Source organism: Paenibacillus andongensis, assembly GCF_025369935.1.
GTDB classification, from domain to species: Bacteria; Bacillota; Bacilli; order Paenibacillales; family NBRC-103111; genus Paenibacillus_E; species Paenibacillus_E andongensis.
Genome location: NZ_CP104467.1, coordinates 5,491,086 through 5,513,711, shown reverse-complemented (window position 1 = coordinate 5,513,711; position 22,626 = coordinate 5,491,086). Strand labels below are relative to the sequence as shown.

At 46.4% G+C, this 22,626-nt stretch carries 26 protein-coding genes and 1 tRNA gene; 19 read left to right on the top strand and 8 right to left on the bottom strand.

Annotation, left to right across the window (positions count from 1 at the left end):
- The first annotated feature begins 11 nt into the window (after positions 1-11).
- The 3 genes from NYR53_RS24730 to NYR53_RS24720 all read left to right on the top strand — a co-directional run bounded on the left by NYR53_RS24730 (position 12) and on the right by NYR53_RS24720 (position 3,127).
- Positions 12-2,300: a chondroitinase-B domain-containing protein gene (locus tag NYR53_RS24730; protein ID WP_261301792.1), complete on the top strand. Its 2,289-nt coding sequence runs from the start codon at positions 12-14 to the stop codon at positions 2,298-2,300.
- A gap of 196 nt (positions 2,301-2,496) precedes the next feature.
- Complete coding sequence (locus NYR53_RS24725; protein ID WP_261301791.1) at positions 2,497-2,748, top strand: transporter suffix domain-containing protein; 252 nt, start codon at positions 2,497-2,499, stop codon at positions 2,746-2,748.
- A gap of 91 nt (positions 2,749-2,839) precedes the next feature.
- Positions 2,840-3,127 carry a DUF6509 family protein gene (locus NYR53_RS24720; RefSeq protein ID WP_437180197.1) on the top strand — a complete coding sequence of 96 codons (288 nt, stop codon included), beginning with the start codon at positions 2,840-2,842 and terminating at the stop codon, positions 3,125-3,127.
- Between the two features lie 177 nt (positions 3,128-3,304).
- Here NYR53_RS24720 and NYR53_RS24715 read toward each other — a convergent pair whose 3' ends face one another.
- Positions 3,305-4,246: an aldo/keto reductase family protein gene (locus tag NYR53_RS24715; protein WP_261301790.1), complete on the bottom strand. Its 942-nt coding sequence runs from the start codon at positions 4,244-4,246 to the stop codon at positions 3,305-3,307.
- A gap of 232 nt (positions 4,247-4,478) precedes the next feature.
- Between NYR53_RS24715 and NYR53_RS24710 the strand changes: the two genes are divergently transcribed.
- Positions 4,479-4,832 (top strand): DUF1304 domain-containing protein, encoded by a 354-nt coding sequence (locus tag NYR53_RS24710; RefSeq protein ID WP_261301789.1) that lies wholly within the window; start codon positions 4,479-4,481, stop codon positions 4,830-4,832.
- A 545-nt stretch (positions 4,833-5,377) separates the two neighbouring features.
- On the opposite strand, the gene NYR53_RS24705 is transcribed toward NYR53_RS24710, so the two are convergent.
- Positions 5,378-6,514 (bottom strand): GGDEF domain-containing protein, encoded by a 1,137-nt coding sequence (locus NYR53_RS24705; protein ID WP_261301788.1) that lies wholly within the window; start codon positions 6,512-6,514, stop codon positions 5,378-5,380.
- A 172-nt stretch (positions 6,515-6,686) separates the two neighbouring features.
- Between NYR53_RS24705 and NYR53_RS24700 the strand changes: the two genes are divergently transcribed.
- From NYR53_RS24700 to NYR53_RS24680, 5 genes are read left to right on the top strand one after another with little or no spacing between them, the layout of a single operon-like run.
- Positions 6,687-7,856, top strand: coding sequence for a glycosyltransferase family 4 protein (locus tag NYR53_RS24700; protein ID WP_261301787.1), 1,170 nt, complete (start codon positions 6,687-6,689; stop codon positions 7,854-7,856).
- Between the two features lie 19 nt (positions 7,857-7,875).
- Positions 7,876-9,144, top strand: a complete 1,269-nt coding sequence (locus tag NYR53_RS24695; RefSeq protein ID WP_261301786.1) for a metallophosphoesterase family protein — start codon at positions 7,876-7,878, stop codon at positions 9,142-9,144.
- 5 nt (positions 9,145-9,149) lie between these two features.
- Positions 9,150-12,377 (top strand): AAA family ATPase, encoded by a 3,228-nt coding sequence (locus tag NYR53_RS24690; RefSeq protein WP_261301785.1) that lies wholly within the window; start codon positions 9,150-9,152, stop codon positions 12,375-12,377.
- 26 nt (positions 12,378-12,403) lie between these two features.
- A complete protein-coding gene (locus NYR53_RS24685; protein WP_261301784.1) occupies positions 12,404-12,682 on the top strand; it encodes a hypothetical protein in 279 nt (92 codons plus the stop codon).
- Positions 12,683-12,719: 37 nt separating this feature from the next.
- Positions 12,720-13,157, top strand: a complete 438-nt coding sequence (locus NYR53_RS24680; RefSeq protein ID WP_261301783.1) for a hypothetical protein — start codon at positions 12,720-12,722, stop codon at positions 13,155-13,157.
- Here the strand turns inward: NYR53_RS24680 and NYR53_RS24675 are convergent.
- A complete protein-coding gene (locus NYR53_RS24675; protein ID WP_261301782.1) occupies positions 13,089-14,129 on the bottom strand; it encodes a YkvI family membrane protein in 1,041 nt (346 codons plus the stop codon). The genes NYR53_RS24680 and NYR53_RS24675 overlap by 69 nt on opposite strands.
- Positions 14,130-14,270: 141 nt before the next feature.
- Here NYR53_RS24675 and NYR53_RS24670 point away from each other — a divergent pair, with 141 nt between their 5' ends.
- A complete protein-coding gene (locus tag NYR53_RS24670) occupies positions 14,271-14,876 on the top strand; it encodes a DedA family protein (RefSeq protein ID WP_261301781.1) in 606 nt (201 codons plus the stop codon).
- A gap of 81 nt (positions 14,877-14,957) precedes the next feature.
- Here NYR53_RS24670 and NYR53_RS24665 read toward each other — a convergent pair whose 3' ends face one another.
- Positions 14,958-15,680, bottom strand: coding sequence for a hypothetical protein (locus NYR53_RS24665; RefSeq protein ID WP_261301780.1), 723 nt, complete (start codon positions 15,678-15,680; stop codon positions 14,958-14,960).
- Between the two features lie 263 nt (positions 15,681-15,943).
- Here NYR53_RS24665 and NYR53_RS24660 point away from each other — a divergent pair, with 263 nt between their 5' ends.
- Positions 15,944-16,513 carry a xanthine phosphoribosyltransferase gene (locus tag NYR53_RS24660; RefSeq protein WP_261301779.1) on the top strand — a complete coding sequence of 190 codons (570 nt, stop codon included), beginning with the start codon at positions 15,944-15,946 and terminating at the stop codon, positions 16,511-16,513.
- Between the two features lie 80 nt (positions 16,514-16,593).
- Entirely contained in the window at positions 16,594-16,920 is a 327-nt protein-coding gene (locus tag NYR53_RS24655) for a hypothetical protein (RefSeq protein WP_029193924.1), read from the top strand.
- Positions 16,921-17,019: 99 nt separating this feature from the next.
- Here NYR53_RS24655 and NYR53_RS24650 read toward each other — a convergent pair whose 3' ends face one another.
- On the bottom strand, positions 17,020-17,337 hold the full coding sequence (locus tag NYR53_RS24650) for a hypothetical protein (protein WP_261301778.1): 318 nt from the start codon (positions 17,335-17,337) through the stop codon (positions 17,020-17,022).
- A 157-nt stretch (positions 17,338-17,494) separates the two neighbouring features.
- Here NYR53_RS24650 and NYR53_RS24645 point away from each other — a divergent pair, with 157 nt between their 5' ends.
- Positions 17,495-17,755 carry a hypothetical protein gene (locus tag NYR53_RS24645; RefSeq protein WP_261301777.1) on the top strand — a complete coding sequence of 87 codons (261 nt, stop codon included), beginning with the start codon at positions 17,495-17,497 and terminating at the stop codon, positions 17,753-17,755.
- Positions 17,745-18,515 carry an adenosylcobinamide amidohydrolase gene (locus NYR53_RS24640; protein ID WP_261301776.1) on the top strand — a complete coding sequence of 257 codons (771 nt, stop codon included), beginning with the start codon at positions 17,745-17,747 and terminating at the stop codon, positions 18,513-18,515. Before NYR53_RS24645 ends, NYR53_RS24640 begins: the two co-directional genes overlap by 11 nt.
- Positions 18,516-18,543: 28 nt before the next feature.
- Here the strand turns inward: NYR53_RS24640 and NYR53_RS24635 are convergent, their stop codons facing one another.
- Positions 18,544-18,723, bottom strand: coding sequence for a hypothetical protein (locus tag NYR53_RS24635; RefSeq protein WP_261301775.1), 180 nt, complete (start codon positions 18,721-18,723; stop codon positions 18,544-18,546).
- 148 nt (positions 18,724-18,871) lie between these two features.
- On the opposite strand from NYR53_RS24635, the gene NYR53_RS24630 reads away from it, so the two are divergent.
- Positions 18,872-18,955: transfer RNA gene (locus tag NYR53_RS24630), tRNA-Leu, on the top strand.
- 138 nt (positions 18,956-19,093) lie between these two features.
- Positions 19,094-19,747 carry a Bax inhibitor-1/YccA family protein gene (locus NYR53_RS24625; protein WP_261301774.1) on the top strand — a complete coding sequence of 218 codons (654 nt, stop codon included), beginning with the start codon at positions 19,094-19,096 and terminating at the stop codon, positions 19,745-19,747.
- Between the two features lie 80 nt (positions 19,748-19,827).
- Here NYR53_RS24625 and NYR53_RS24620 read toward each other — a convergent pair whose 3' ends face one another.
- Entirely contained in the window at positions 19,828-20,070 is a 243-nt protein-coding gene (locus NYR53_RS24620; protein ID WP_261301773.1) for a hypothetical protein, read from the bottom strand.
- Between the two features lie 157 nt (positions 20,071-20,227).
- On the opposite strand from NYR53_RS24620, the gene NYR53_RS24615 reads away from it, so the two are divergent.
- From NYR53_RS24615 to NYR53_RS24605, 3 genes are all read left to right on the top strand, one after another.
- Positions 20,228-20,509 (top strand): hypothetical protein, encoded by a 282-nt coding sequence (locus NYR53_RS24615; RefSeq protein WP_261301772.1) that lies wholly within the window; start codon positions 20,228-20,230, stop codon positions 20,507-20,509.
- 79 nt (positions 20,510-20,588) lie between these two features.
- Complete coding sequence (locus NYR53_RS24610) at positions 20,589-20,780, top strand: YqzE family protein (RefSeq protein WP_057306874.1); 192 nt, start codon at positions 20,589-20,591, stop codon at positions 20,778-20,780.
- A 130-nt stretch (positions 20,781-20,910) separates the two neighbouring features.
- Positions 20,911-21,561, top strand: a complete 651-nt coding sequence (locus NYR53_RS24605) for an SGNH/GDSL hydrolase family protein (protein ID WP_261301771.1) — start codon at positions 20,911-20,913, stop codon at positions 21,559-21,561.
- A 45-nt stretch (positions 21,562-21,606) separates the two neighbouring features.
- On the opposite strand, the gene NYR53_RS24600 is transcribed toward NYR53_RS24605, so the two are convergent.
- Positions 21,607-22,557 (bottom strand): hypothetical protein, encoded by a 951-nt coding sequence (locus NYR53_RS24600; RefSeq protein WP_261301770.1) that lies wholly within the window; start codon positions 22,555-22,557, stop codon positions 21,607-21,609.
- Positions 22,558-22,626 lie beyond the last annotated feature (69 nt).

The following is a 22,626-nucleotide window of genomic DNA, read 5'->3' as shown; positions in this document are numbered from 1 at the left end:
AGGATGTTTTGATGGGAAAAGGAAAAAAAGCAGGCATTATGATGTTATTGGTTAGTTTGTTTCTTGCCATGATCCCTTTTTCAGGTTATGCGGCTGACGTTAAATTGGCGGTCGCGACATCTGGCGTGACTGCGAGTGCGGACGATGGGAATGTCCCTGCCAATACGGTGGATGGAAGCTTAACGACCCGCTGGTCTGCTAGCGGAGACGGGCAATGGATTAAGTTCGATTTGGGCTCTGTTAAAAAAGTATCTTTCATTAAAATCGCTTTTCTAAGTGGGGATACGCGAACATCGAATTTTGATATACAAACATCTACGGATAATGTTAATTTTACGACGGTTCAGGCTAACGTTACGAGTAGCTTGAATACAAGCTTGCAAACTTTTGATTTTCCGGATGTAGACCCCGCCCGCTATGTGCGGATTGTAGGTCATGGCAACTCCGTGAACGCATGGAATAGCTACACCGAAGTGGAAATTTACGGAGACACTTCTGCAAGCGCTTCCGTGGACTCGAAATTCTCCGTCCCAGGGTCATCCGTGACCGCTAGTGCGGATGATGGGAATGTGCCTGCGAATACAGTAGATGGAAACTTAACCACACGCTGGTCTGCTAACGGCAATGGGCAATGGATCAAGTACGATTTGGGCTCAAATGTAAAAGTCGCTTTCATTAAGATTGCATTTTTAAGCGGGGATACAAGAACTTCCAGTTTCGATATGCAAACCTCCACGGATAATGTGAATTTTACAACAGTTCAGACTAACGTGACGAGCAGTTTGAATACAAGCTTACAGACTTTTGACTTCCCTGATGTAACGCCAGTCCGTTATGTTCGAATTGTTGGGCATGGCAACTCCCTCAACACATGGAACAGTTACACGGAGGTAGAAATCTATGGTGTTGTTCCTGTTACTCCTGGTATTCCTGTTTCCACATCCGCAGAGCTAACAACGGCCTTGAGCAATGCAAGCGCGGGTACTACGATCGTTCTCGCTAATGGGACCTACTCACAAACAGGCCCCTTCGTTTTGAGCAACAAAAACGGCACATCGAGCAGCCCCATTACGATCAAGGCGGCTAATCCAGGGCTAGCCATTATTTCTGGCGGAGCGTCTCTCCAAATTCAAAACTCGTCCAATGTTGTTATCGAGGGGCTTAAATTTACAAACTTAGGAAATACAGCCCTTCTCCTAGATGGATCCAATAACATTCGAGTTACTCGAAATCAATTCGCACTGCAAGCAACCGGAGGAACCCTCATCTGGCTTCAGGTTAGTGGAGTCAATAGTCATCATAATCGAATCGACCATAATGACTTCGGTAACAAGAGCGACACGGATCCATTAATTGCCTATCAAGGCGATGGTAACGGAAACATCTCTCAGTATGACGTCATCGAGTATAATTACTTTCATGATGTGGGTCCGTGGGTGGCTAATGGCAAAGAAACGATTCGCCTTGGATTATCGGGAATTTCCTTGTCCAATGGGTTTAATACCATCCAGTACAATTTATTTGAGAACTGCGATGGCGAACCCGAGATCGTTTCTGTAAAAAGCAGTAATAACACGGTTCGCTACAATACTTTCAAGACCTCCAAAGGTGGGCTCACCTCCAGACATGGTCATAACAACTCCTTTTACGGAAACTTCTTCCTTGGCGATGGAGTAGAAACGGAAGAAGCGGGAATCCGTATTTATGGAAACGACCATAAGATATACAACAATTACATGGAGAATCTTACGGCTAACGCCATTATTCTTGACAATGGTAATTATGATGGAGGTACGAGCGGGTATCCTTCCAATCCAACGCCTGATGATTTGAGAGCACAGTGGAAAATTTACCGAGCGCAAGTCGTCAACAATACGATTGTTAATAGCACAACAGGAATTATTGTTGGTTCCAGTAAAACGTATGCACCTCAGGACAGCAGAGTGGCTAATAATATCGTGAGAAACTCCACGGGTACTTTATATGATGAAGTTGTGACTACCAACACCGTATTCGAAGGGAATATGGGGTTCGGCAGTACAGTAAGCAACAATAGCTCAAGGACGGCCGCCCAAATTTGGGGAATCAATCCGTTGCTTACAACTGTTAACGGGTTGCAAAAATTGTCCGCTACCAGTCCGGCGATCAACGCCGCATTGGGAACCTACACCTTTGTGACAGAAGATATGGATGGGGAAACACGCTCCACGACTGATATTGGAGCCGATGAACGGTCTTCGAGCACACCCTTTGTGAAACACCCATTGGTGGTAACAGAGGTAGGACCGAATGCGCCTTAAGTAGGCGAATAGATGGCTTTCGGATATGGCTAGAAATGAAGATCGCAACAGCTTAGGCTGTGCGGTCTTTTTTTTCAATCTATACCTTTTTCGAATTCGAGATCGGATGCTTCATTTATTAATCTTAAAAACTTGATAATGTTGGAAAAGGCAAGTAGAGTTGAAGGGTAGAAGTTGAAAGTAGGGAGAGTTTGATTTGAAAAAACTGGGTATTGCGCTGCTGATCGTCTCTGCGGCTGCTCTTTTGTCGGCATTTACGATTCCATTCTTCATTCATACCGGAAGTGAGATGGCTGGTTGGATCGCTGGTCTACTTATCGTTAGCGAGATTGCCTTCTGGACAGGCGGCATCATTCTGGGTAAAGAAGTGGCAAGAAAATATAGACGGTACTTAAATCCTAAAAACTGGTCGCGAAAACAGAAGAAGTCGAGTCACGATGGAGAATAAAAAAATAGATACGTCTGCAAAGTTTAGTTTTTTTCATATTTTCAGGTATACTATAACCTGCAGATGAAGAAGGGGTGGTTGAGTGTTTACAATGACAAGCTATACCGTGGAATTGGTGAAAGATCCATTTGGGATTTTGACGGGGCAGCGATATGAATTTCTCATTGATATTGAAGTTGAGGAAGATGACGAATTATACTCGGAAAGCGGATTATATATCAGAGCGATCTATAGCGTGGAAGAGGAAAAGTCTGGCATTATGAAATACGAGCTTTACGAGAAAACGACGCAGCTCTATTTGGATTTTGATCTAGAGGATGATGAAGTTGCGGCAGTAGAAGCGTTTTGCAAAGAGCATTTCCATGAAGGAAATGAATAAGTAAGTGAACAGCCATTCGAGATGCGTGCATCCTGGATGGCTTTTTTTCATCCTATTGAATCTAGTATAATCGCGATGTATTATCCTTTTTCGGACTGTCTAGTCAAGAAAATAATGAATAAAAGAAAAACCCCTTACGTAGTAAAGGGTTTTCATCAAGCTAACTAGGGGTACTCCTCATCCTTGAAGGATGTCTTCTACCTTTTGTAACACATCTTCCGTCAAGCGGATGCCGCTAGCTGCGCAGTTTTCAACGACTTGTTCAGGCCGGCTAGCGCCAACAAGGGCACTTGCTACATTGTTTTGTCTGAGAATCCAAGCAATGGCCAGTTGAGAGACCTTAATGCCCAGCTCATCGGCGATTCCGGATAGTTGTGCGACTTTATTCAAAGAATCTTCGTTTAATTGCTTATCGCTCCAATTCTTGCTGCTTGCGCGGCTATCGGCAGCGATTGGTTGTCCTGCACGATATTTGCCTGTAAGAAGCCCCTGTGCAAGCGGTGAGAAGACAACCTGACCGAATCCCTTAGACTCGCCTAGTGGGATAATCTCTTTTTCGATGTAACGATTGAAGAGGTTGTAGATCGGTTGATTGACAATGAGCTTATCTAACAGAAGCTTGTCTGCAATGGCATAAGCATCGACAATCTGAGCTGGCGTCCATTCGCTGACACCGATGTAGAGAACCTTGCCTTGTGTAACTAAATCGTCCAATGCACGCAAAGTTTCTTCTAACGGAGTTTCGGGGTCGTAGCGATGACAATAGTAAATATCAATGTAATCCGCATTCAGTCGACGTAGACTGGCTTCGGCCTGTTCTTTAATATGCTTGCGGGATAAACCGCGATCATTAGGACCATCACCCATCGTATTAAACACTTTTGTAGCTAGGACATAAGATTCCCGTGGGTAGGAGGAGAGTGCTTTACCCATCACTTTTTCTGCTTCGCCGCGTTCATATACGTTTGCTGTATCAAAGAAATTAACACCCAAATCATAAGCTTGTTCAATCGAACGAACGGCAGGGTCTTCCCCGACATAACCACCATATGTGAGCCAACTGCCAAGACTGATTTCACTGACTTTGAGACCGCTGTTACCGAGTTTGCGATATTGCATGATTGTTAACCTCCTAGTACAATATGGGATCATTACTAACTATTTATATTATAGAGACATTCCCCGGGAAATGTAAGAACTGACATATAGGTGATTAAGTTACCTTGAGGTGCGACGCTTACTTCAAGGTAAGTATATCTTGATCGGAAAATGAAGGGGGGATGAAGACAATCTGCTCTGTAGCCAAGAGACAACTTTTCAAGTAAAATGACGTTGAAAGGAGGGGGTATTCATGTTAGCTTCCTTATTTGTTGGCATCGTAGCCATAGAGCATATTTACATCTTAATATTGGAAATGTTTTTATGGACGACACCTCGCGGTTTGAAAGCCTTCGGCATGACGAAGGAACAAGCCCAGGAAACCAAATCTCTTGCTGCTAATCAAGGTTTATACAATGGATTTCTTGCGGCTGGTCTTGTCTGGGGCCTCGTTCATCCAGATGCATCCATAGGTCGTTCCATTGAGATTTTCTTCTTAATCTGTGTCATCATTGCTGCCTTGTATGGCGGGGCAACAGCGAAAAAGTCGATTTTACTGGTACAAGGTTTACCTGCGGTCATTGCTCTTCTTTTTGTCCTTTTGTAAGATAACAACACGACATAAGTAAGCAGTTATTCAAAGACTTACATACAATCGCAATAAATAAGGGAAGTCCCTATAGTTACTTGGGTCTTCCCTTATTTAACAGATAGTATAAGTTTATGGTGGCAGCGAACTTTAACGAGAAGGTGACTATGGTTGTGGTAAGCCTGCAATTGTACATGCTTTTTCCTTAGAATCACTCCTAATCCTAAATCCCTGCAATCGTGCAGGCTTTTTGTGGTTTTTTTAAATCTTAGGATGGAAAAGCTAAAAATTCCCGCACAATAGCAGGCTTTTCCTCTATTCAAACGATTTTAGCAAAAATACCTGCACTTTCGCAGTAAAAGTGGGACGTTGAGTAATTTTTCTCCTCGTACCACGAATTTAACAGCTCATGGAACCGCACATGGAACCCCACATGGAACCCCACATGGAACCCCACATGGAACCCCACATGGAACCCCACATGGAACCCTACATTCTTCCCTTTGCTCAAAAAAAATGGGTTTACACCAAGGACCTGTGACAGAGCCTGAGGTTTTTTCTAGTTAGGCATACTTGACTACCTTATTTTTGCCGCTCGTTTTTGCTCGATACATGGCTTCATCTGCCTGTTTGATAAGCTCTTCGGCGCTTAGGCCATTCTTATACTTGCTGTAGCCGATGCTTGCGGTAACAATCGTTTCCTTCTCAATTCGACTGCGAACGCGTTCCGCAAACGCATCCATTTTGACACTAGGATCTGTTACCATGACGACCATCTCTTCTCCACCATATCGGCCGGCAATGCCGCATTCTTCGGCTTCTTCTTTCATAATCAGCGCAACTTGCTTGAGCACATCGTCCCCCATCTGATGACCTTGGGTATCATTTAGCTTCTTGAAATTATCAATGTCGCTAAACAGTATGTACACGGGCAAATGACGCCCAACATATTGGGAAACGCGATTATAGAAAAATTTGCGATTATATAGACGTGTAAGCCCGTCCGTTATGGATGAATTGTAAATGGCCTGCATAAGCTCTACGACACGTTCAAATAGCAGCATAAACAATAAAAAATAATAAATAATCGGTAAGACATTGGCTGCGATGGATAACAAAGGTTGAGCGTTTCCATACATATAGGCATTTACAAGGTGAACGGATTGAATGAAAAAGTAAACCGTCAATGCCATTTGATATTTGACCTGTTGGCCGATGTACGGTGGGATCATGTAGAAACAGAGAAAGATTAGCACAAAAACATAGAGCTCGAGACCAATATCCTGAAGCAATCTAACCTGCTCATGCGTACCGCTATACATATTCGGCACACTGAAATGAAGGATAGAAACGACAAAACCCATAATCATTAAGCCATAGAAGAATATGTACTGTTTACGATTCGTGCGATTGTATAATTGATAGATCCCCATATTAATAAGGATGAAGGATATTATTTTAAGCATTAGCAGCATGTAGGCGGTTAAACTTGTATCAATAGCGCTGAGTGATAAATATAATTGTAATAGGTAATGAATGCCTACTATAACTAGTGAAATGGTCATCGACATGTAGCCTTTTTTGCGACGGTCTAGAAATAATCGAAGTGAGATTACGAACATAAGGGCAACAATGACAACGATAATGGCATTCGATAATAATGAAGCTAAATCACCGAAAAGCAGATCTGCAACGTTCATACTTTCCTCCAAAATCCCCTGTTTTTCGACATGTAGTGACTCTATTATAAAGGAAAATGCGGGAGAGGGATAGAATCGATTGTAAAGGCTCGGAGGTGTTCTCTTTTCTATTCGGCGCACACAAGTTACAATAAGAAGGTAAGCTCAAGGATTTGGGAGAGGGGCTCATGCAATGAACATCTTGCAAGCATTGTTTTTCCCCCCGGAACAGCCGGGTGGGGTGTCATCCATGGTTCCCTATATTTTGGACCGATTTAATAAAAAAGGCTGGGAAATGGAATTATTTTCGCTACCTAAGCGGATTCGGGGCAAGGGGTCTGAGGAAGTGGAGTTCGTCACTTTTGATTGGCGGAAATATGCCGGAAACCCGATCGTTGATAAATACATTCAGACGTACAAGGATTATGTTTGGTGGACGAAGCTGAGAATTTCCAAAAAGTATGATATCATCCATGCCCATCATCCCATTGCGGCACTTGCCATGAAGCAGATTTATCCGGAAACACCTGTTATCTTGACCATTCACTCTAGTTTTGAGAGAGAGCTTATTTTGAATGGACGCATTCAGGAGAATGGCGTGGAGCATCAATTTCTAACTCAAATTTACGGGGAGCTTGAAGCACGAGTCGATCAGATCATCACGGTCTCTAACTCGTTCAAGCAATATATGGCGGAATATGTGCAGGATAGTGAACGGATTGGCGTGATTCCAAATGGTTTCGATGAAAAGCGTTTTCGTCCGATTTCACATGAAAATCCAGTTACTCAGTTCATAACCGTTTGCCGTCTAGTGCCTGCCAAAGGGCTCGATACGCTGCTGATTGCTTGCGGAGAGCTGAAAAAACGCGGTCATCCCTTCGTTTTACATATTATAGGCGATGGACCAAGCCGAGAAGAGCTGGAGAAGCTCGCGATTCAGCATAATATTTATGAAGATACGATTTTTTATGGCTATATGCTGCATCCAGAAGAGTTTATGCCTTTCTTTGATGTATTTGTTCTGCCATCGCGCGCGGAGGCATTCGGGTCCGTATTTGCGGAAGCAGCGTTGTGCTGGTTAGCACTGATTGGAACCGATGTCGGCGGTATTGCGGAGCAAATCGAACATGGACATAACGGCTTGCTTGTGCCGGTCGGCGATGCGATGGCGCTTAGCCATGCTTTGGAAAAAGTCGTCATTGACCCAACCTTCCGCTACAATTTAGCGCGAACAGCCTGGGAGAAGGCGAAGAAAACCTATTCATTGAACCGAGTGCTTCGGCAGCTGAAAAGTGTGTATGAAAGCTATCAAATTATCGATCATGCGGATAAGGACAAGAGTGAGAATGAACCAAAAAGCTGAATAGGAAGGCGTTAGAGCTATGAAACGACTGCGGTTTATGCATGCCGCCGATCTGCATCTGGACAGTCCGTTCAAAGGCATGTCGGTGCTGCCTGAACGGGTTCGTGAGCGAATACGGGAATCGACGTTTGAAGCGCTCAAGGAACTCGTGGCTTTAGCGATACAAGAGCAAGTAGATTTTGTACTCGTTAGTGGGGATGTATATGATGTGTCCGATCGTTCCTTGCGCGCTCAAATTCGCTTCCAGAAAGCATTGGAGCAATTAGCTGAGCAGGGAATTCCTACTTACATTATTCATGGTAATCATGACCCGGAGGATGGACGTGCCGCGAAACTGGATTGGCCGGCAGCCGTCCATTTTTTTGCGTGCGATCAAGTGGAGACGATGAACGTGGAAAAGCCGAATCGCGGCATCATAGCCCAGATTCATGGCATTTCGTATCGAAGTTCGGCGGTAACGGATAATTTAGCGCTCAAATTTAGAGCGGGCCAAGTAAACGTCTGTCAGATCGGCCTTTTGCATACGAATGTCGATGGTGATCCCGGTCATGACAATTATGCCCCTTGCAGCAAGCAGGATTTGCTTGAAGCGGGTATGAACTACTGGGCGTTAGGCCATGTACATACGAGGAATGTGCTTCATCAGCAGCCGGCGATTGTTTACCCTGGGAACTTGCAAGGCCGAAGTATTCGGGAAACAGGACCACGCGGATGTTACATCGTCGAAATGTCTGAAGATGGACGAGCTGAGCTCACCTTTCATGCGTTGGACCAGGTTCGTTGGTTCCAAGAGCGGCTGTCTGTGGCAGACATACAGACCGAGCAGGAACTGAAAGACCGGCTCGGGGAGAAGCTCGAGCGGATTCGGGTAGAGGCGGACGGCAGAGATGCCGTCGTTCGTCTGGTTCTGGAAGGGCGCAGCGTCGTGCATGGCTTGCTGCGCAAGGGGCGGGCGCTGCAGGAGCTGACCGCCGAGCTGCGTGAGGACGAAGATGAGCGGAGCCGCTTCGTCTGGGTAGAATCGATCGAGGACCGAACGGCAAGTGAGCTCGACCTCGAGGCCTTACAGCAGGAGAAGAGCTTCCTAGGCGACCTCCTGCGGTATTCGGCTGCGCTGCAAGGCGACGACGAAGCGCTTGCTTTGTTTGCAAGCGAGGCGCTGGCCGCGCTTCAGAGCTTGCCGCAAGCAGCCGGTGATCCGGCTGCGGCAGAGCCTGAACGGCTGCGCGAGTGGCTGCGCGCCGCACAAGAATTAGCCGCGGACCTTTTGTCCGCGGATGGGGGGTGACATGGATGAGAATCGTATCCATGCAGGTTCAAGGCTTCGGCAGCCTGCGCGATCGGCAGCTTGATACGGACAGCCCGCTGGTGCTGTTTTATGGCGCCAACGAAGCGGGCAAGAGCACGCTCATGGGCTTCGTCCGAGCGGTATTGTTCGGCTTCCCGACTCGTCAGAGTCGGTTGGAACGATACGAGCCGCTGGGCGGCGGCGCCTATGGAGGCGCGCTAACCCTGCTTGATAAGCAGGGTCAGCTCATTCGCGTCGAGCGCTTTGATGCGCCCGCCGCAGGCGGCAGACGAGCCTCTGCGGGGCTCGTCAAGGTCACCCTTGGGTGTGGCACCGTCGGGGGCGAAGACCTGCTGAACACGCTGCTGGGCGGCCTATCGGCCGACCTCTTTCGCAGCTTGTTCGCTTTTGGTTTAACCGAGCTGCAGGAGCTGCGCACCCTGCAGACGGATGAGCTCAGCGGCTATCTGTATAGCGCTGGGCTTGGTGTTAGCGGCTCGGCCATCATGGAGGCCGAGCGCAAGCTGACGGCGCAAGCTGACGGCCTGTACAGACCCCGCGGGCGCAATCAGGAGATGAACCGTCTCCTGAAGGAGCTTGAGGGTCTGGAGCAGTCGCTGCGCCGCAGCCGGGACCCCGCAGCCGACTATGATCGGCTGCGAGCGGAGCGCCGCCTAGCTGCGGAGCGCATTGCTGCCCTGGAGGGGCAGCAGGAGTCGCTGCGCGCGGAGCTGCACAGGCTTGGCCTGGCCGGCAAGGCGCGCAGCGGATGGATCCGCTTACGTCAGATCGGCCAGGAGCTTGCGGCGCTGCCTGCGTTGGCGGGCTTCCCCGAGCATGCCTCGGCGAGGCTTGACGCGCTTGAGGCAGAGCTGGAGCGCATCCATGCGGAGCGCGCTCGGCTCTTGCTGCGTCAGATGAGCCTGACGAGCCAGCTGCGCGCCATCGAGCTTGTGCCAGATCTGCTAGAACATCAGATCGAGTTGAATCATTGGCTGGAACAAGCAGCCACGTATGAAGAGAATAAATGCAGCGTAGATCAATTGCGCGTAGAGCAGGAGCACCAACGCGCGCAGGTAGACAGGCTGCTTAAACAAATAGATGTTCACTGGGAGGAGACAGAGTTAGCCTCTTTCTCGGTAACGATTTCACTGCGTGAACAGGTACGAGCTTACAAAGAAAGGTTTCATAAGTGCAAGGAGAGTGAGCTGCGTGTCAGAACAGAGCTGGAGAGTCTGCAGCAGCAGGTCAAGCGCGTCCAAGACACGGTAAAGAGCTTGGAATCTGATTTACATAAAAGTGGTGTAAGAACGGATGGTTCAGCCTTTCCCGGATTGGGAGGAGCAGACCCATCTTCCACTTTGCACCAAATAGCTAGAGATTATGCCAGGTGGCAGCTGCTTGTGAGAGAGCTTGCCCATCAAAAAGAACGCGCTGCTGTGGCAAATCAGTTCCAGCTTAGTCTGGAAGAAGCAGCGAAAGCAGGCAAAACAGCCTCACGGAGACTTCGTCAACGCTTCATAGTGATAGCCGGCCTATTGGCTATCTTGACGCCATTATTGCTATTATGGCAGAGCAGTTGGGTAGCGGCTATCTGTGCCTTTCTTTTATTTGCTGGTACTGGACTCTATATGCTAGTTTCCGATCGTAGTACGAAAGAGAATCGTTCTTCCCGTGCGATGACTTCTTCCCCAATAATCAGGGATGAGAGTGTGAGCGAAGAACTTCGCTTGCTGGAGCGCCGCCTGCAAGAACAAATCCAGCCCTTTGCCAAGCAGCAAATGGGTTTTGTTGAAGCTGCGGCAGCATCTACCATCGATTCTCTGAAGCCTGCTTCCATGCCTCTTGAGATGCTCCAGCCTCAACTGGATGCTTGGATGCGTGAAGCTGAGCAAAAAAAGCAGCAACGCAGCGAGCTGCTCCGTAAACTAGAGAAGCTGCAGGATACGAAAGAGATGCTGCAATCTCTTCAGCAGCAAGAAGTTCAGCGAAATGGCTATTTCGAGCAGCTTGCACTGGAGTCAGATCAGCTCCAGTCAGATTGGAGTCATTGGCTGCAATCGCTAGGACTAAGTACACGGTTGTCCGCAGATGCCTTGTTAGAAACTATCCAGACGATTGAGCAGGGACAGGAAAATCTTCGTCAACTGCATAAGCTGGAGTCCAAGCTTGAGACATTATTAGTTAGCATTCACCGTTTTGAAGAAACAGTCAGCGAGCTCCTTCAGCTTTCACCGGCTGTACGTCAAGAACCCGTATTCGCGCTCAAACGCTGGAAAGAACAGGAGAAAGAACAAGTAAAGCTGCTTGCGGAGAAGAAGCATGGCGAGCAGCTTTATTCAGAAACCGAGCAAGAGCTGCAGCTTCTGCAGACCAACGAGCAGCGTACACAAGCTCGGTTGGAACAACTTTTGCATGAAGCCTCGGCAAGAGACGGTGAAGAACTGCGTATTCATCAGAGGGAGCAGGAAGAACGCAGGAAACTGACGGAAGAACAAGCTTTGCTGGAATCCTCGCTCGAAACGTTACTTAGCCGCTCCTTACTTGCAAGTTACACCGAGCTTTTGGAAACCCATGGAGAAGAGGATATTGCGCTTCAAATGGCATCGATTCAAGGCCAATTAACCGATACGGCTCAGGAAACGAATGAACTTCGGGAAGTAGTTGGCAAGCTAGCGGGGCAAATTGAGAAGTTGGAGCAAGGGGCGGAACATGCGGATCATCTTCTTCAAGCTGAAGCTTATCGAGCGACCATTCGGCAGCAAGTAGATCAATACGCAGTAGCTTCCTTCGCTTCACTGCTGATGAAGAAAGCCCGCGATGTATATGAGCATGAACGGCAGCCTGGCGTGCTTCTGCGAGCATCGGATTACTTTGCGAAGATGACGAACGGTGCCTTCACCCATGTCAAAGCGCCATTCGGGGAGCAGCGTTTAGTAGCAATACGAGCGAATGGAGAGTCGCTTGATACGAGTCAGCTTAGTCGGGGAACGGCAGAGCAGCTCTACTTATCCATGCGCTTTGCCCTCGCCGAGGAGTACGCTGGCAAGGCGATTTTACCGCTGGTGATGGACGATATTCTCGTTAATTTCGATGAGGAACGGATGGAGAGATGTTTGCGTGTTCTTGCAGACTTAAGCAGCAGGCATCAAGTTCTGCTCTTTACCTGTCACAGCCACGTGCGGGAAGCGGCAGCGAGAGTTATTCCCGGAAATCGCTTAATTCGCTTGTAGAAGCGTTAGCAATGGAGGTATTGAAAGTGGAATCAGGAAACGATAAGAAGAAAGAGCATCGGGAAATTACTTATCAGGTCGGATGGAAGAAGGGGAAGATCGAATGGAATGAAGGGGCATCGGAAGCACTAGCCGTCAAATCATCCATGGAAGATGAGAGTCATGTTGGAGAAAAGCGTCTACAGCTGTTTTGGCTTCCGGCCATGAGTCTCCCAAGTTGGTTGCTTCTTCCCATCCTTTATTCACTTCCCGTCTTCTGTTTCCTACTAACGCTTATTCTCATTTATGGCTTGCGTCATGGCTAGCAGCAATAAGGATTGAATAAAGGGGGGGGGCAGCTTTATGAACTTGCTATTGGCCATTATTGGTGGCCTGCTGGGCCTTTTTGTTACCGGGGTTGCCATATATACAGCTTGGATGGTTCATCAACTTTGGAAGCAGCAGGCGGCAGCACCCAAACCAGCAGGTCAGGTTGAAATTGCTGTTAAATACTTTTCCAAATGGACGGTCTTTGATTACGCGGTCATCTTATTATTTATAATCGGTCTTTTACTATTGTTAGCCGAGCTATTTGCTGTTTGGCGAGACCAAACGGTCATTGCCAATTTCCATTTCTCCTACCTGCTCACAGGAATCATTATTTGTACTATGGGCATGCTTCTGTTGTTTGTACGATTGGTTGTCGTTCTTGGTTTTATTCAGTCAGGAGCCCTACATCGCACGCTTACGGTTACGCCAGATCATCAGAATGAGCCAGACCACGCTGATAAAGCCAAATAAGGGATACAAAGCGGAAAGTAATATTTTGAAACCGATTTGACTGATCAGATAGCTGAGAATAAGGATACTAACCAGGATAACCTTAGGGTTTAGTTTCATGCGCTGCTGAAGCTGCTGGGACAAGCCGTAGGCGTCAGCAATAAAGGTTGTGAAAATTTCGCCGTATATAACGAGCAAATAAGCAACTTGCGGTACGGTCCCTAGTCGGGTAATAATATTTCCCATTGGGATCTCGAATTGTGCGATACCTGGCATTTGCGCGGATAGTGCGTAATGTGCAGATAACAGAAGCAGACCAATGCCTGCACCGCCAAGCAGTCCGCCCCAGTATAGAACGGATCGATCGCGAACAGATGCTCCCATTGGAACGAGCACGGCTTGGGCCATCGCTAAGTTAAAGGCGGTATAGAGGAAAGGTGCGAACCATATTTGTTCTAATGGTTCATCGCTTGTTATGCGCAGCCAGTTTCCTGAAGCCGGCGAATGCCACGTATAGACGACGATGACCAGGCTGAAGAGCAGCATGATGGGAACAACGATTGAGTTCACTGTCATAATAGCGCCAATTCCGCGGGACAATACGAAATAGGCGAGCACTAATGTTACGAAGAGTCCAGTTTGGTAAGAGAGGTGCAGCTGTTCCTCAAATACCGTTCCGCCCCCGGCGAGCATGACGGTTGTAATCCCAAAAAGGACGAGCATCATAAACAAGCTTATGGCATTACCGATTCTTTGGCCAAAAATAGCCCGATTCAAATCCTCATAAGATGCGGCCTTCAGATCATGAGCCATCAACATGAGTTTAATGCCAATCCAGATGAAAAGGATGCTGGATAAAGCAATCGTTAATGTGGCTAGCCATCCGTAACGTGTGAAAAACTGCAGGATCTCCTGTCCAGAAGCGAACCCTGCTCCAACAACCGTTCCAATGTAGGTAAAGGCAACACGGACGATCTGTGAACCTGTTCGCATAGATTGCCCCGCTTTCTTTCGTTTGATATAGTACAAGGTATGTTCGTGATCCCATGTGCATGACTGGAACTTGGGGCAAGCTGTCGTTTCTGTTAAAATGGGAATGAATAAGTAGAAGTACAACGCGGGAGTGAGTCGCTTGTGAAGGAATTTCTATATGATTTCATAAGTCATTATGGATATATTGCTTTATACCTTTTGCTATCTGCCGGAATCGTTGGGGTACCCGTACCAGATGAAACTCTCATGGCTTTCGTGGGTTCGTTAACGGCACTGGGAGGTCCATTTGATTTTGGAACAACGTTAATTGTGATTTACGCAGGCACGATGACAGGGATGGTTGTCAGTTATTTAATCGGTCATCGCGTGGGTAAACCTTTTCTCTATCGGTATGGCAAATGGTTCAAACTAACGCCAAACCGAATTGAACGGGCCGAGGGTTGGTTTAAGAAGTATGGGCTCTGGACTGTTTTCTTTGGGTATTTCGTGCCGGGGGTTCGTCATTTCACCTGTTATTTGTCAGGTGTAAGCGGGGTTAAGTTCTATAAGTATTTGTTCTTTGCAGGTACAGGTGCGCTGCTGTGGTGTACAACCTTTTTAACATTAGGGCATTTTATTGGCAGTAACTTGGAAGGTTTATTTCAATTAATACATAAATATATGGGAATAAGCTTATTGAGTATAGCGGTTATAGCCATTGTAGGAACGGCTATTTACCTCCGATTCCGGAAGCGGAGAGCGATTTGATTCCCATACACATGAAATAAGACCATGAGTGTCATCCTATAAGAGGAGCATTCATGGTCTTATTTCGTATTCTTTGCAAAATTAATGGTTTGCGAAAAGCTTAATCGATTGGATGGTGCTCTCCGTCGGATCAATATCAAGCTTAAGCAGTGTTCCTTGCGACTTGTAGGAGAGTACATAGGTTGAGTTGGTGTCTGGTTTGCCTAGAATCGCAATAGCGTCTTGGACTTTCTGGCCGAGGCGTAATCCGCGAAGTCCAGGATCTATCTCCGTAGAATGGACGTCAACGAACTCAAGAACATCCTTCTTATTGAAGCCTACGGAGAAATCCGTGAAGTCATAAACTTGAATCGCGTCTTCATCTGCATCCATCACGAATTGTTTCTTCGCCTTCCCAAAACGTTCAAGCACAACGTCCTTACTCGTTCCGAGCTTCAAGCCCATCAATGTTGGTTTCTCCTGTTGATACGCATCCTCTGCTTTAATCTTCGGCTTGGCCGTTGGCTTCGCACTCGCAGATAATTGCGGGATGTCGGTTAAATCCGTTTTGGATGTGCCTGCGACTTGTGCCTCGTGTTTCGCCATGTCTTCCGGCGTTGCTGAAGGTGCTGGTGTCGCTGTTGCTACTACGATCGCTGGAGGTGTGCTATCTGCATTCGAGCTATTTTGTACGTGGTTAGTTGGATCTATAGTAGGCTGTCCGGAAGGAGCAGATGACTCTTGGCATCCAGCTAACAGGAATGTAGCAAATGCGACTGGCACAAAGCCAAGCATGATGGGTCTAAGCAGGTTGTTCATCGTCATCTATCCTTTCTGCCGAATAATTGGAGTGAAAAATGCAACATTACTAATCATACTGCTTTCTGGTTCTATTTCAATGCATCAAGTTACCTAAATGTGAGCAATTGTAGACAAATTTTAAAATGCTGAACCTTATATACATATAGACACCTTAAACAGAGTAAAAGTTTCACTTCCAAAGAGGGATATTCACAAATTGGGACTTGAAACCTACTTCATCAATATGGTAACTTACTCATAATAGACAGGTTTAGGGGGCTAGAATCATGGAATTGTTAAAACAGCGGATCCTAGAGGTCGGTGTAGTCGTATCGGATCAAGTACTGAAGCTGGATGCCATACTTAATCATCAGGTGGATCCTGTGCTCATCATGGAGATGGGGAAAGAATTTGCAAGATTATTTAGAGAAACGAAGCCTGACAAGGTGCTTACCGTAGAATCGTCCGGTATTCCGATTGCCTATACGACAGCTTTGCATCTTGAGGTTCCTATGGTATTTGCACGCCGGAAGAAGACGTTGACTATGGATCAAGATACGTATAGTGAGCGTGTGCCTTCCTTTACCAAAGGGATTGTTACGGACATTATGGTATCCTCTCATTTGCTTCACAAAGGCGAGCGAGTTCTGTTGATCGATGATTTTATTGCTAATGGAGACGCTGCACGCGGATTAATTCGTATCATCGAAAAAGCCGAAGCGGAGCTTGTTGGTGTAGGTATTGCGGTAGAAAAATCCTTCCAAGCTGGTGGAAACTCAATTCGAGAGCGTGGCATTCGTGTGGAATCGTTAGCTCGTATTTCCTCACTGGCGAATGGCCAAATCACTTTTAACTGATTTTACAATTTGTTCATGACTTCCCTCAAACCGATTTATCCTTTATAATGATTACATGGTATGAGAGGAGGCTGACATCTATGGGTATCGAAAATGGTTCCATTGAATATTTTATGACAAAGCTTGGGGAAGCCAAAACACATTTTGAACGTGCGCTTGATTGTAAGCATACAGAGTTTGATGACCTGTATCCGTATATGATCGAACACCCTCAATTTTTCTGGTACAAACGATATGTAGCATGGTCCGAGTTGTTAACAATCGTAAAGCTTTGCACAGAACTGACAATCGAATGGGAACAACATTTCTCCGCCGCACAAGTGGAATATATTCAGAAGCGCGTAATGTCTAGCAAAGTCCTTGATTTCTGGTTCGAGACGAATGATTCGAAGGAACATGTTAGTTAATTTATGCCCATATAAGGAAGAGGCCAGTGGATCCGCAGAGGATTCATTGGCCTTTTTCTATGATTAATACTGGTGGTGGTTTCTAGGTTTAGGCTCAACCTAGACGCCATTCTCCAGTACGTTCATGCTTTCAATATGCCTTTTCGTTTGTTCAGAACCGAGCTTATGAAGAGTTCGATACACTTCAGTTAAATAATAATCATACTCCTGATTGACTTCATTGGAGTAATAAACTTTCCAAGGAAGCCAAGAAGTTGCGTAGCTGCCTTGTGAGGAGTTATCGGTTTCCTCGAAAAGCTCTTGAAGCTTATCAATTTCTTCTTGTGTTGCCGAGATCTCGAACTCAAAGTTAAGTGCTCCTTTATCTTCGAGAACTTCCCCCGTGCCAACGTTGATGTAGTACGTTTTTTTATCCACTATAGAACCTCCCATGGAGTAAGTTTGCTTTTTGGTCGTTAGTTTTGTTTCGTCATTAGTTAAGTTAACCTCCGTAAAGCGGTTTTATGTAAAGTTTGATCTAAATGCGAATTGGTGTATGCTAAAGAAGTACATATGACATGTTGGAGGTAAGATAATGATATCTGAAGATCAGCTTGATCAATATAGAGTTGAGAGCACATTACTGCGTGTTATTCGGGACGTCAGTCCAACGAATGATGTGCGTGGAATTGTAGTCGCTTGGGATGATGAGAGTGTGTTAATTCGCAAGAAAAACCGCAAAGTCGTTAAGCTTGCACGTAATTATATCTATCAACCTTACGAGAACGAAAGACCTCCTGAATTCATGCTTCCGCAGGATCCCATCGAACCAGATGGCGTTTCTGATGACGAATAAGGATGTAGGGATAGGATCAATGGAGGTTCCGATCTCTGGTATTCGCATGGACTTGATAAGTTCACATCAAGGAACGTACTTGCGGATTTGCAGCGAACATCCGTTGCGAACGCTGAATTCTTCACCGTGGGGCGGTGGATTCAGCACGCATAAGGTGATTATGAATCGGCAAGTGGACAAGCTGTATAATGAGGCTGATCCGCTTCGTGAAATGGACGATTTCATCCATCGTGAGGGTTTGAATCCTCAAGAAACAGCGGGTATGCTGACCGCGGCGAAAGTAAAAGACGTTGGCTACTACGGCCTTACTTGGGAGGCGGGCGAAGACGGAGATACCAACGAATTCGGTCAGAAACTTGCGATGAAGCCAGAACAGGAGCCCCTTCAGGTGTGTTCATGGGTTACGGTGGGGCTGGGGAATAAAGCAAGAGCAGGGGCTGAACTCCCTGTTACTTCCCTTTACCCTGGAACAATTAACACGATTGTCGTTATCAACGGTTGCTTAACCGATGCGGCCATGGTTAATGCTGTCATTACGGCAACGGAGGCTAAAGCTGCGGCTCTTCAAGCATTAGGCATTCTTGTTGAGGGTCAGTCAGCGACTGGAACGACAACCGATGCCGTACTTATTGCTGCAACGTGCCGCGGGAAGACCTACAATTACGCGGGTACAGCCACCGCGCTTGGTTACTTGATCGGAAGAACGGTATACGAAGCGATCATGCATTCCGGTCAATTGTATGAACAAACGCCCTACTAATCCGAATGGATAAGCAGGGCGTGTTTTTTTAAGTTCTACGAAAAACTCCGTAAGCAGCTGCGGTTGCAATCGCGCCTAGTCCAGCTTCATCCTCATCTTCACTTTTGTAGTTAGGATCATGCACAATGGCTTGAGCTTCACCTTCTGTGAGATCCCTTTGATTACCCGTATATTTCGGTTCCAAGGCGTTGATTTCTTCCTCATTCATAGTCATTCCTCCTTTGCGAATAGGGTTAGGAGTGAAGAGATGAATTATTCATGAATTGTAAAAAGTACCGTTGACTAGCTCTCATTTCCCGTGTTATATTAAATTTTGTCGCCGCTATTATGACTTTGTTCATAGTGCAGACCTATTCGCGATCATGGCGGAATTGGCAGACGCGCACGGTTCAGGTCCGTGTGGGCTTACCCCCGTGGAGGTTCGAGTCCTCTTGATCGCATACCAAACAGCAACCCTTTCAGATACGTCTGAGGGGGTTGTTTTGTTTTGAATTCATTGGGGCATGTAGCAGCTTTCATGAAAACTAGGTATAATACATAGTATAGATTGTACATCACTACAAAGGGGTTGATGTTTCATGGATAGAACGATCACGGCTACGAATTCTGGCAGTTTTGCTCATGTGCTTCAAACGTTTGCAATTTCCCTGCTGGTTTCCTTCCTGGGGACATTGATCGGTGCCATTGTCGTTCCGCCATCGATGATTATGCTTTTCGTCATTGCAGAGGTGGTTATGCTGGTGGCAGCAGTCATCATTCGGATACGCGGCAAACATATCGGATACGGCTTTCTTTATGCATTTACTGCGATTTCAGGGGTTACGCTGTACCCAGTCATCATGGCGTATGGCGGTAAACTTGGGGCCAATGTTGTATCCGGCGCATTCTTCGCGACTGCAGCCATTTTCGGCGGACTTGCCTTCTATGCTCATCGTTCGCAGCGTGATTTCAGCTTTCTAGGCGGATTCTTGTTTGCAGGAACGATTGGGCTCGTGCTCATGAGTGTGGTTGGTATGTTCGTTAACTTTGGTTCTGCGATGAACCTAGTATGGTCGATGATCGGTATCTTGATATTCAGTGGTTGGGTTCTCTATGATGTGGCTCAATACCGTAACGGTGTATCCGCAGAAGAGGTTCCACTCGCGGCATTAAATATTTATCTTGATTTCATTAATCTCTTTTTGTATATCTTAAAGTTCCTTGCCTCAATTGTTGGATTAAACAGGGATTAAGGTAACCGTCAGAGACACCAAAAAGCACTTTCGTCTCTCACCTTAGGGTGGGAATCGAAGGTGCTTTTTTGCTTGAAAAGCTATCTTAGGAGATCGAGCTTAGGCTTGACCTGATCTTGTTCGGAATGAAAATAGGAGATATCTCCACGGAAGCTTCGATTAATTTCGAGCAGGGTATGCAGGATTTGGATGAGTTCAGCATGGTTCAATTGAACGATGGCTTTTTCCTCCTGCTCGGTTCTGCTCAATTTGACCTCAAATAGAAGATTGGATTCGTCCATTTGAATCTCTAGCTGCTCCGTTAGCAGCATCTGTTTCCACATCCAAGCTAACACCTCTCTCTCTCTACTTTCTCTAGTGTATGCTTGGATACCGTGAATAGACGTGTAACTGATCCATGGATTTTAAAGAAACAAGCACGATTTGCTTTCTCTGTTCATACAATTTAATGATCCTATAAGGGGAGAGAGGAGATGACCTATGGCGGCTTGCAGCACATGGACGTATAGAGGGATTTCGTCTTCGGTATTCAAAGCCTTACAACAAGTCGGCAGAAAGCAGGGCATTACGATTCCTAATTCAGCACAAGGCAAGTTCATGATTACGGTGGTTGGCATGAATGTCGGATTTCAATATGCGTGGGATACAAGCGCTCAAACCTTGTTATTGCAGTGTGATAATAAACCGATGCTGCTCGGTTGCAGCACGATTAAATCTTTTGCAGACAAAATCATTGCAGAGAGTGGCGGTAAACTCGGTTAATCCCCTACATCCACCTGTCTTTTGCCAGTTTAAGCTCCTGTCTCTATGGTTAAAATAGGGATAGAAGGCAGGTGGACATATGGCAAAAAGCGATGATCTCGTTAAGTACATAACGCAGCAAGTCGTCACGTATATAGAAACACCAAAAGAAGTTCGTCAGCAGGTTAAAGCCATGAGCAAGGAACAGCGGGAAAGCTGGCAAACGCGCTGGTTCGGCATGCTGCCGCTGGCCACGCGGATGCTGATTGATCAAGCAAAACCGAAAAAGTAAAATGACAAAACCTCTTCACCTAAATCGGGAGATTTACTTAAACCTGATGATGGGTGCGAGAGGTTTTTTTGTTTACATATCGAATATAGTCAGGACGAACGTACTACCATAAATTGGGGGAAGAAGTATAATGAAACTTGAGAAAAACAATAAGCTTGTCATGATTGGTGATTCCGTTACGGATTGCGAACGAGCAAGACCGATTGGTGAAGGATTATTCGGAGCTTTAGGTAAAGGCTATGTCTCTATCGTAGACGGGTTGATTAATGCAACGTATCCAGAGCTTCAAATTCGGACTGTTAATGTGGGTACCAGCGGCAATACGGTACTTAATCTCCAAGACAGATGGCAAACGGATGTCATCGATTTGAAGCCCGATTGGTTATCTATCATGATCGGTATTAACGACGTATGGAGGCATTTTGACGTACCGCATCAAAAGGAAAGGCAAGTGGGCATTGAGACTTATGAAAAGACGTTAAGAGAGCTTGTCGAACAGACACGTCCTCTTGTCAAAGGGCTCGTATTGATGACACCCTTTTACATAGAGCCGAACCCGCAGGATGCCATGCGTTCCAAAATGGATCAATACGGGGCAGTCGTGAAACAGATAGCTGAAGAAACGGGTTCCCTTTTCGTGGATACGCAAGCTGCTTTCGAACCTGTTCTTCAAGCTTACTACCCAGCATACATCGCTTGGGATCGTGTGCATCCGAACAACGTAGGACATACCCTTTTAGCTAAAGCTTTTCTGAAAGCTATTGATTTTACTTGGAAATAATGCGCAAAGCCTTAGACCTCCGGATTCAGCGGTCTAAGGCTTTTTTTACGGAAAAATATGTCCTAACTTTAAAGCATTCTCCAGCAGCACGTAACGGGGGCCAACATGGTCTAGAGTCAGGTATGTATCCCCATCTACCCATTGTTGATAACCAAGAACGGCGAGCGGCAGCGTGACTTGACCATCATAGAGCTCGGTGACATAGGTTAGCTTAGTTTGAGCGTTTAAAGCCTTTTGAAGTTCACTCAGTTTGGCTACTTGAAGCGGCTTGCCTTGGACCCATGGTAGTCGATCGTAAGGATCAAAGGCGGGAAATAACGCCGTTTGGGCTTTGCTTGACAGATTGGTTGCTATTGGCTGGTCTTCTTTAATCCTCGGGGCAGGATCCTCTTTGAGCGGAAGCAGCTCTCCGGATTTGGCATCCAAATAGTACGTTTGATCTTGCAAACTTATTTTCCAAACAGCGGTTAGCTGGTCCATGTAAAGTCGGTCTAAAATAATCGTTTCATTTTGAACAAAATCGGAATAAGAAGTAGGAGTTGGAATGAGTTCCTGCTGTACCAAAGAACGATACAGCGTGGTCAAGCTGAATAGCGGATTGTTGCCCGTTCCGTATTCGGTTAATCGGAAGGACCCTTTGTCCGTGGCATGTACGATCATGTAGCCAACATCCTGTCCATGATCGGTGAGGATAATCACCCAACCATGTGTGCCTGGCCCGAGTGGATAACTGTTCCAAACGGCTGTCTGCCAGCTTTCAAACCCCGCTTCCCGAGCGAGAGTTGTTCGCCAAGTGTTGATCGTAGCGGTCAAAGTGGATTCGCTCCGCAATTCTGGTGATGGCTTCGTCATTGTGTTACTAGCTATCGTTTCCCTTGCCGTCTGCGTATAGCTTGTCCGTTCAACGGAGTCGCCTGCAGAGGTTTGGAGCGGTATGAATAATAAACTACCTACACTAATGAAACAGGCTGCCGTCCATGTTGTCCACAGCTTCATCCTCGTTCACCTACCTATCGTTAACCTCTAGTGGTATGAACCTATTAATCTATTGTAATTCTTATGCTT

Bases quoted from the DNA above. Each gene is read 5' to 3' on its own strand.
- NYR53_RS24730 (WP_261301792.1), top strand. From the start codon at position 12: ATGGGAAAAGGAAAAAAAGCAGGCATTATGATGTTATTGGTTAGTTTG.
- NYR53_RS24720 (WP_437180197.1), top strand. From the start codon at position 2,840: ATGACAAGCTATACCGTGGAATTGGTGAAAGATCCATTTGGGATTTTG.
- NYR53_RS24715 (WP_261301790.1), bottom strand. From the start codon at position 4,246: ATGCAATATCGCAAACTCGGTAACAGCGGTCTCAAAGTCAGTGAAATC.
- NYR53_RS24710 (WP_261301789.1), top strand. From the start codon at position 4,479: ATGTTAGCTTCCTTATTTGTTGGCATCGTAGCCATAGAGCATATTTAC.
- NYR53_RS24705 (WP_261301788.1), bottom strand. From the start codon at position 6,514: ATGAACGTTGCAGATCTGCTTTTCGGTGATTTAGCTTCATTATTATCG.
- NYR53_RS24700 (WP_261301787.1), top strand. From the start codon at position 6,687: ATGAACATCTTGCAAGCATTGTTTTTCCCCCCGGAACAGCCGGGTGGG.
- NYR53_RS24695 (WP_261301786.1), top strand. From the start codon at position 7,876: ATGAAACGACTGCGGTTTATGCATGCCGCCGATCTGCATCTGGACAGT.
- NYR53_RS24690 (WP_261301785.1), top strand. From the start codon at position 9,150: ATGAGAATCGTATCCATGCAGGTTCAAGGCTTCGGCAGCCTGCGCGAT.
- NYR53_RS24680 (WP_261301783.1), top strand. From the start codon at position 12,720: ATGAACTTGCTATTGGCCATTATTGGTGGCCTGCTGGGCCTTTTTGTT.
- NYR53_RS24675 (WP_261301782.1), bottom strand. From the start codon at position 14,129: ATGCGAACAGGTTCACAGATCGTCCGTGTTGCCTTTACCTACATTGGA.
- NYR53_RS24665 (WP_261301780.1), bottom strand. From the start codon at position 15,680: ATGACGATGAACAACCTGCTTAGACCCATCATGCTTGGCTTTGTGCCA.
- NYR53_RS24660 (WP_261301779.1), top strand. From the start codon at position 15,944: ATGGAATTGTTAAAACAGCGGATCCTAGAGGTCGGTGTAGTCGTATCG.
- NYR53_RS24655 (WP_029193924.1), top strand. From the start codon at position 16,594: ATGGGTATCGAAAATGGTTCCATTGAATATTTTATGACAAAGCTTGGG.
- NYR53_RS24645 (WP_261301777.1), top strand. From the start codon at position 17,495: ATGATATCTGAAGATCAGCTTGATCAATATAGAGTTGAGAGCACATTA.
- NYR53_RS24640 (WP_261301776.1), top strand. From the start codon at position 17,745: ATGACGAATAAGGATGTAGGGATAGGATCAATGGAGGTTCCGATCTCT.
- NYR53_RS24635 (WP_261301775.1), bottom strand. From the start codon at position 18,723: ATGAATGAGGAAGAAATCAACGCCTTGGAACCGAAATATACGGGTAAT.
- NYR53_RS24625 (WP_261301774.1), top strand. From the start codon at position 19,094: ATGGATAGAACGATCACGGCTACGAATTCTGGCAGTTTTGCTCATGTG.
- NYR53_RS24620 (WP_261301773.1), bottom strand. From the start codon at position 20,070: ATGTGGAAACAGATGCTGCTAACGGAGCAGCTAGAGATTCAAATGGAC.
- NYR53_RS24615 (WP_261301772.1), top strand. From the start codon at position 20,228: ATGGCGGCTTGCAGCACATGGACGTATAGAGGGATTTCGTCTTCGGTA.
- NYR53_RS24610 (WP_057306874.1), top strand. From the start codon at position 20,589: ATGGCAAAAAGCGATGATCTCGTTAAGTACATAACGCAGCAAGTCGTC.
- NYR53_RS24605 (WP_261301771.1), top strand. From the start codon at position 20,911: ATGAAACTTGAGAAAAACAATAAGCTTGTCATGATTGGTGATTCCGTT.
- NYR53_RS24600 (WP_261301770.1), bottom strand. From the start codon at position 22,557: ATGAAGCTGTGGACAACATGGACGGCAGCCTGTTTCATTAGTGTAGGT.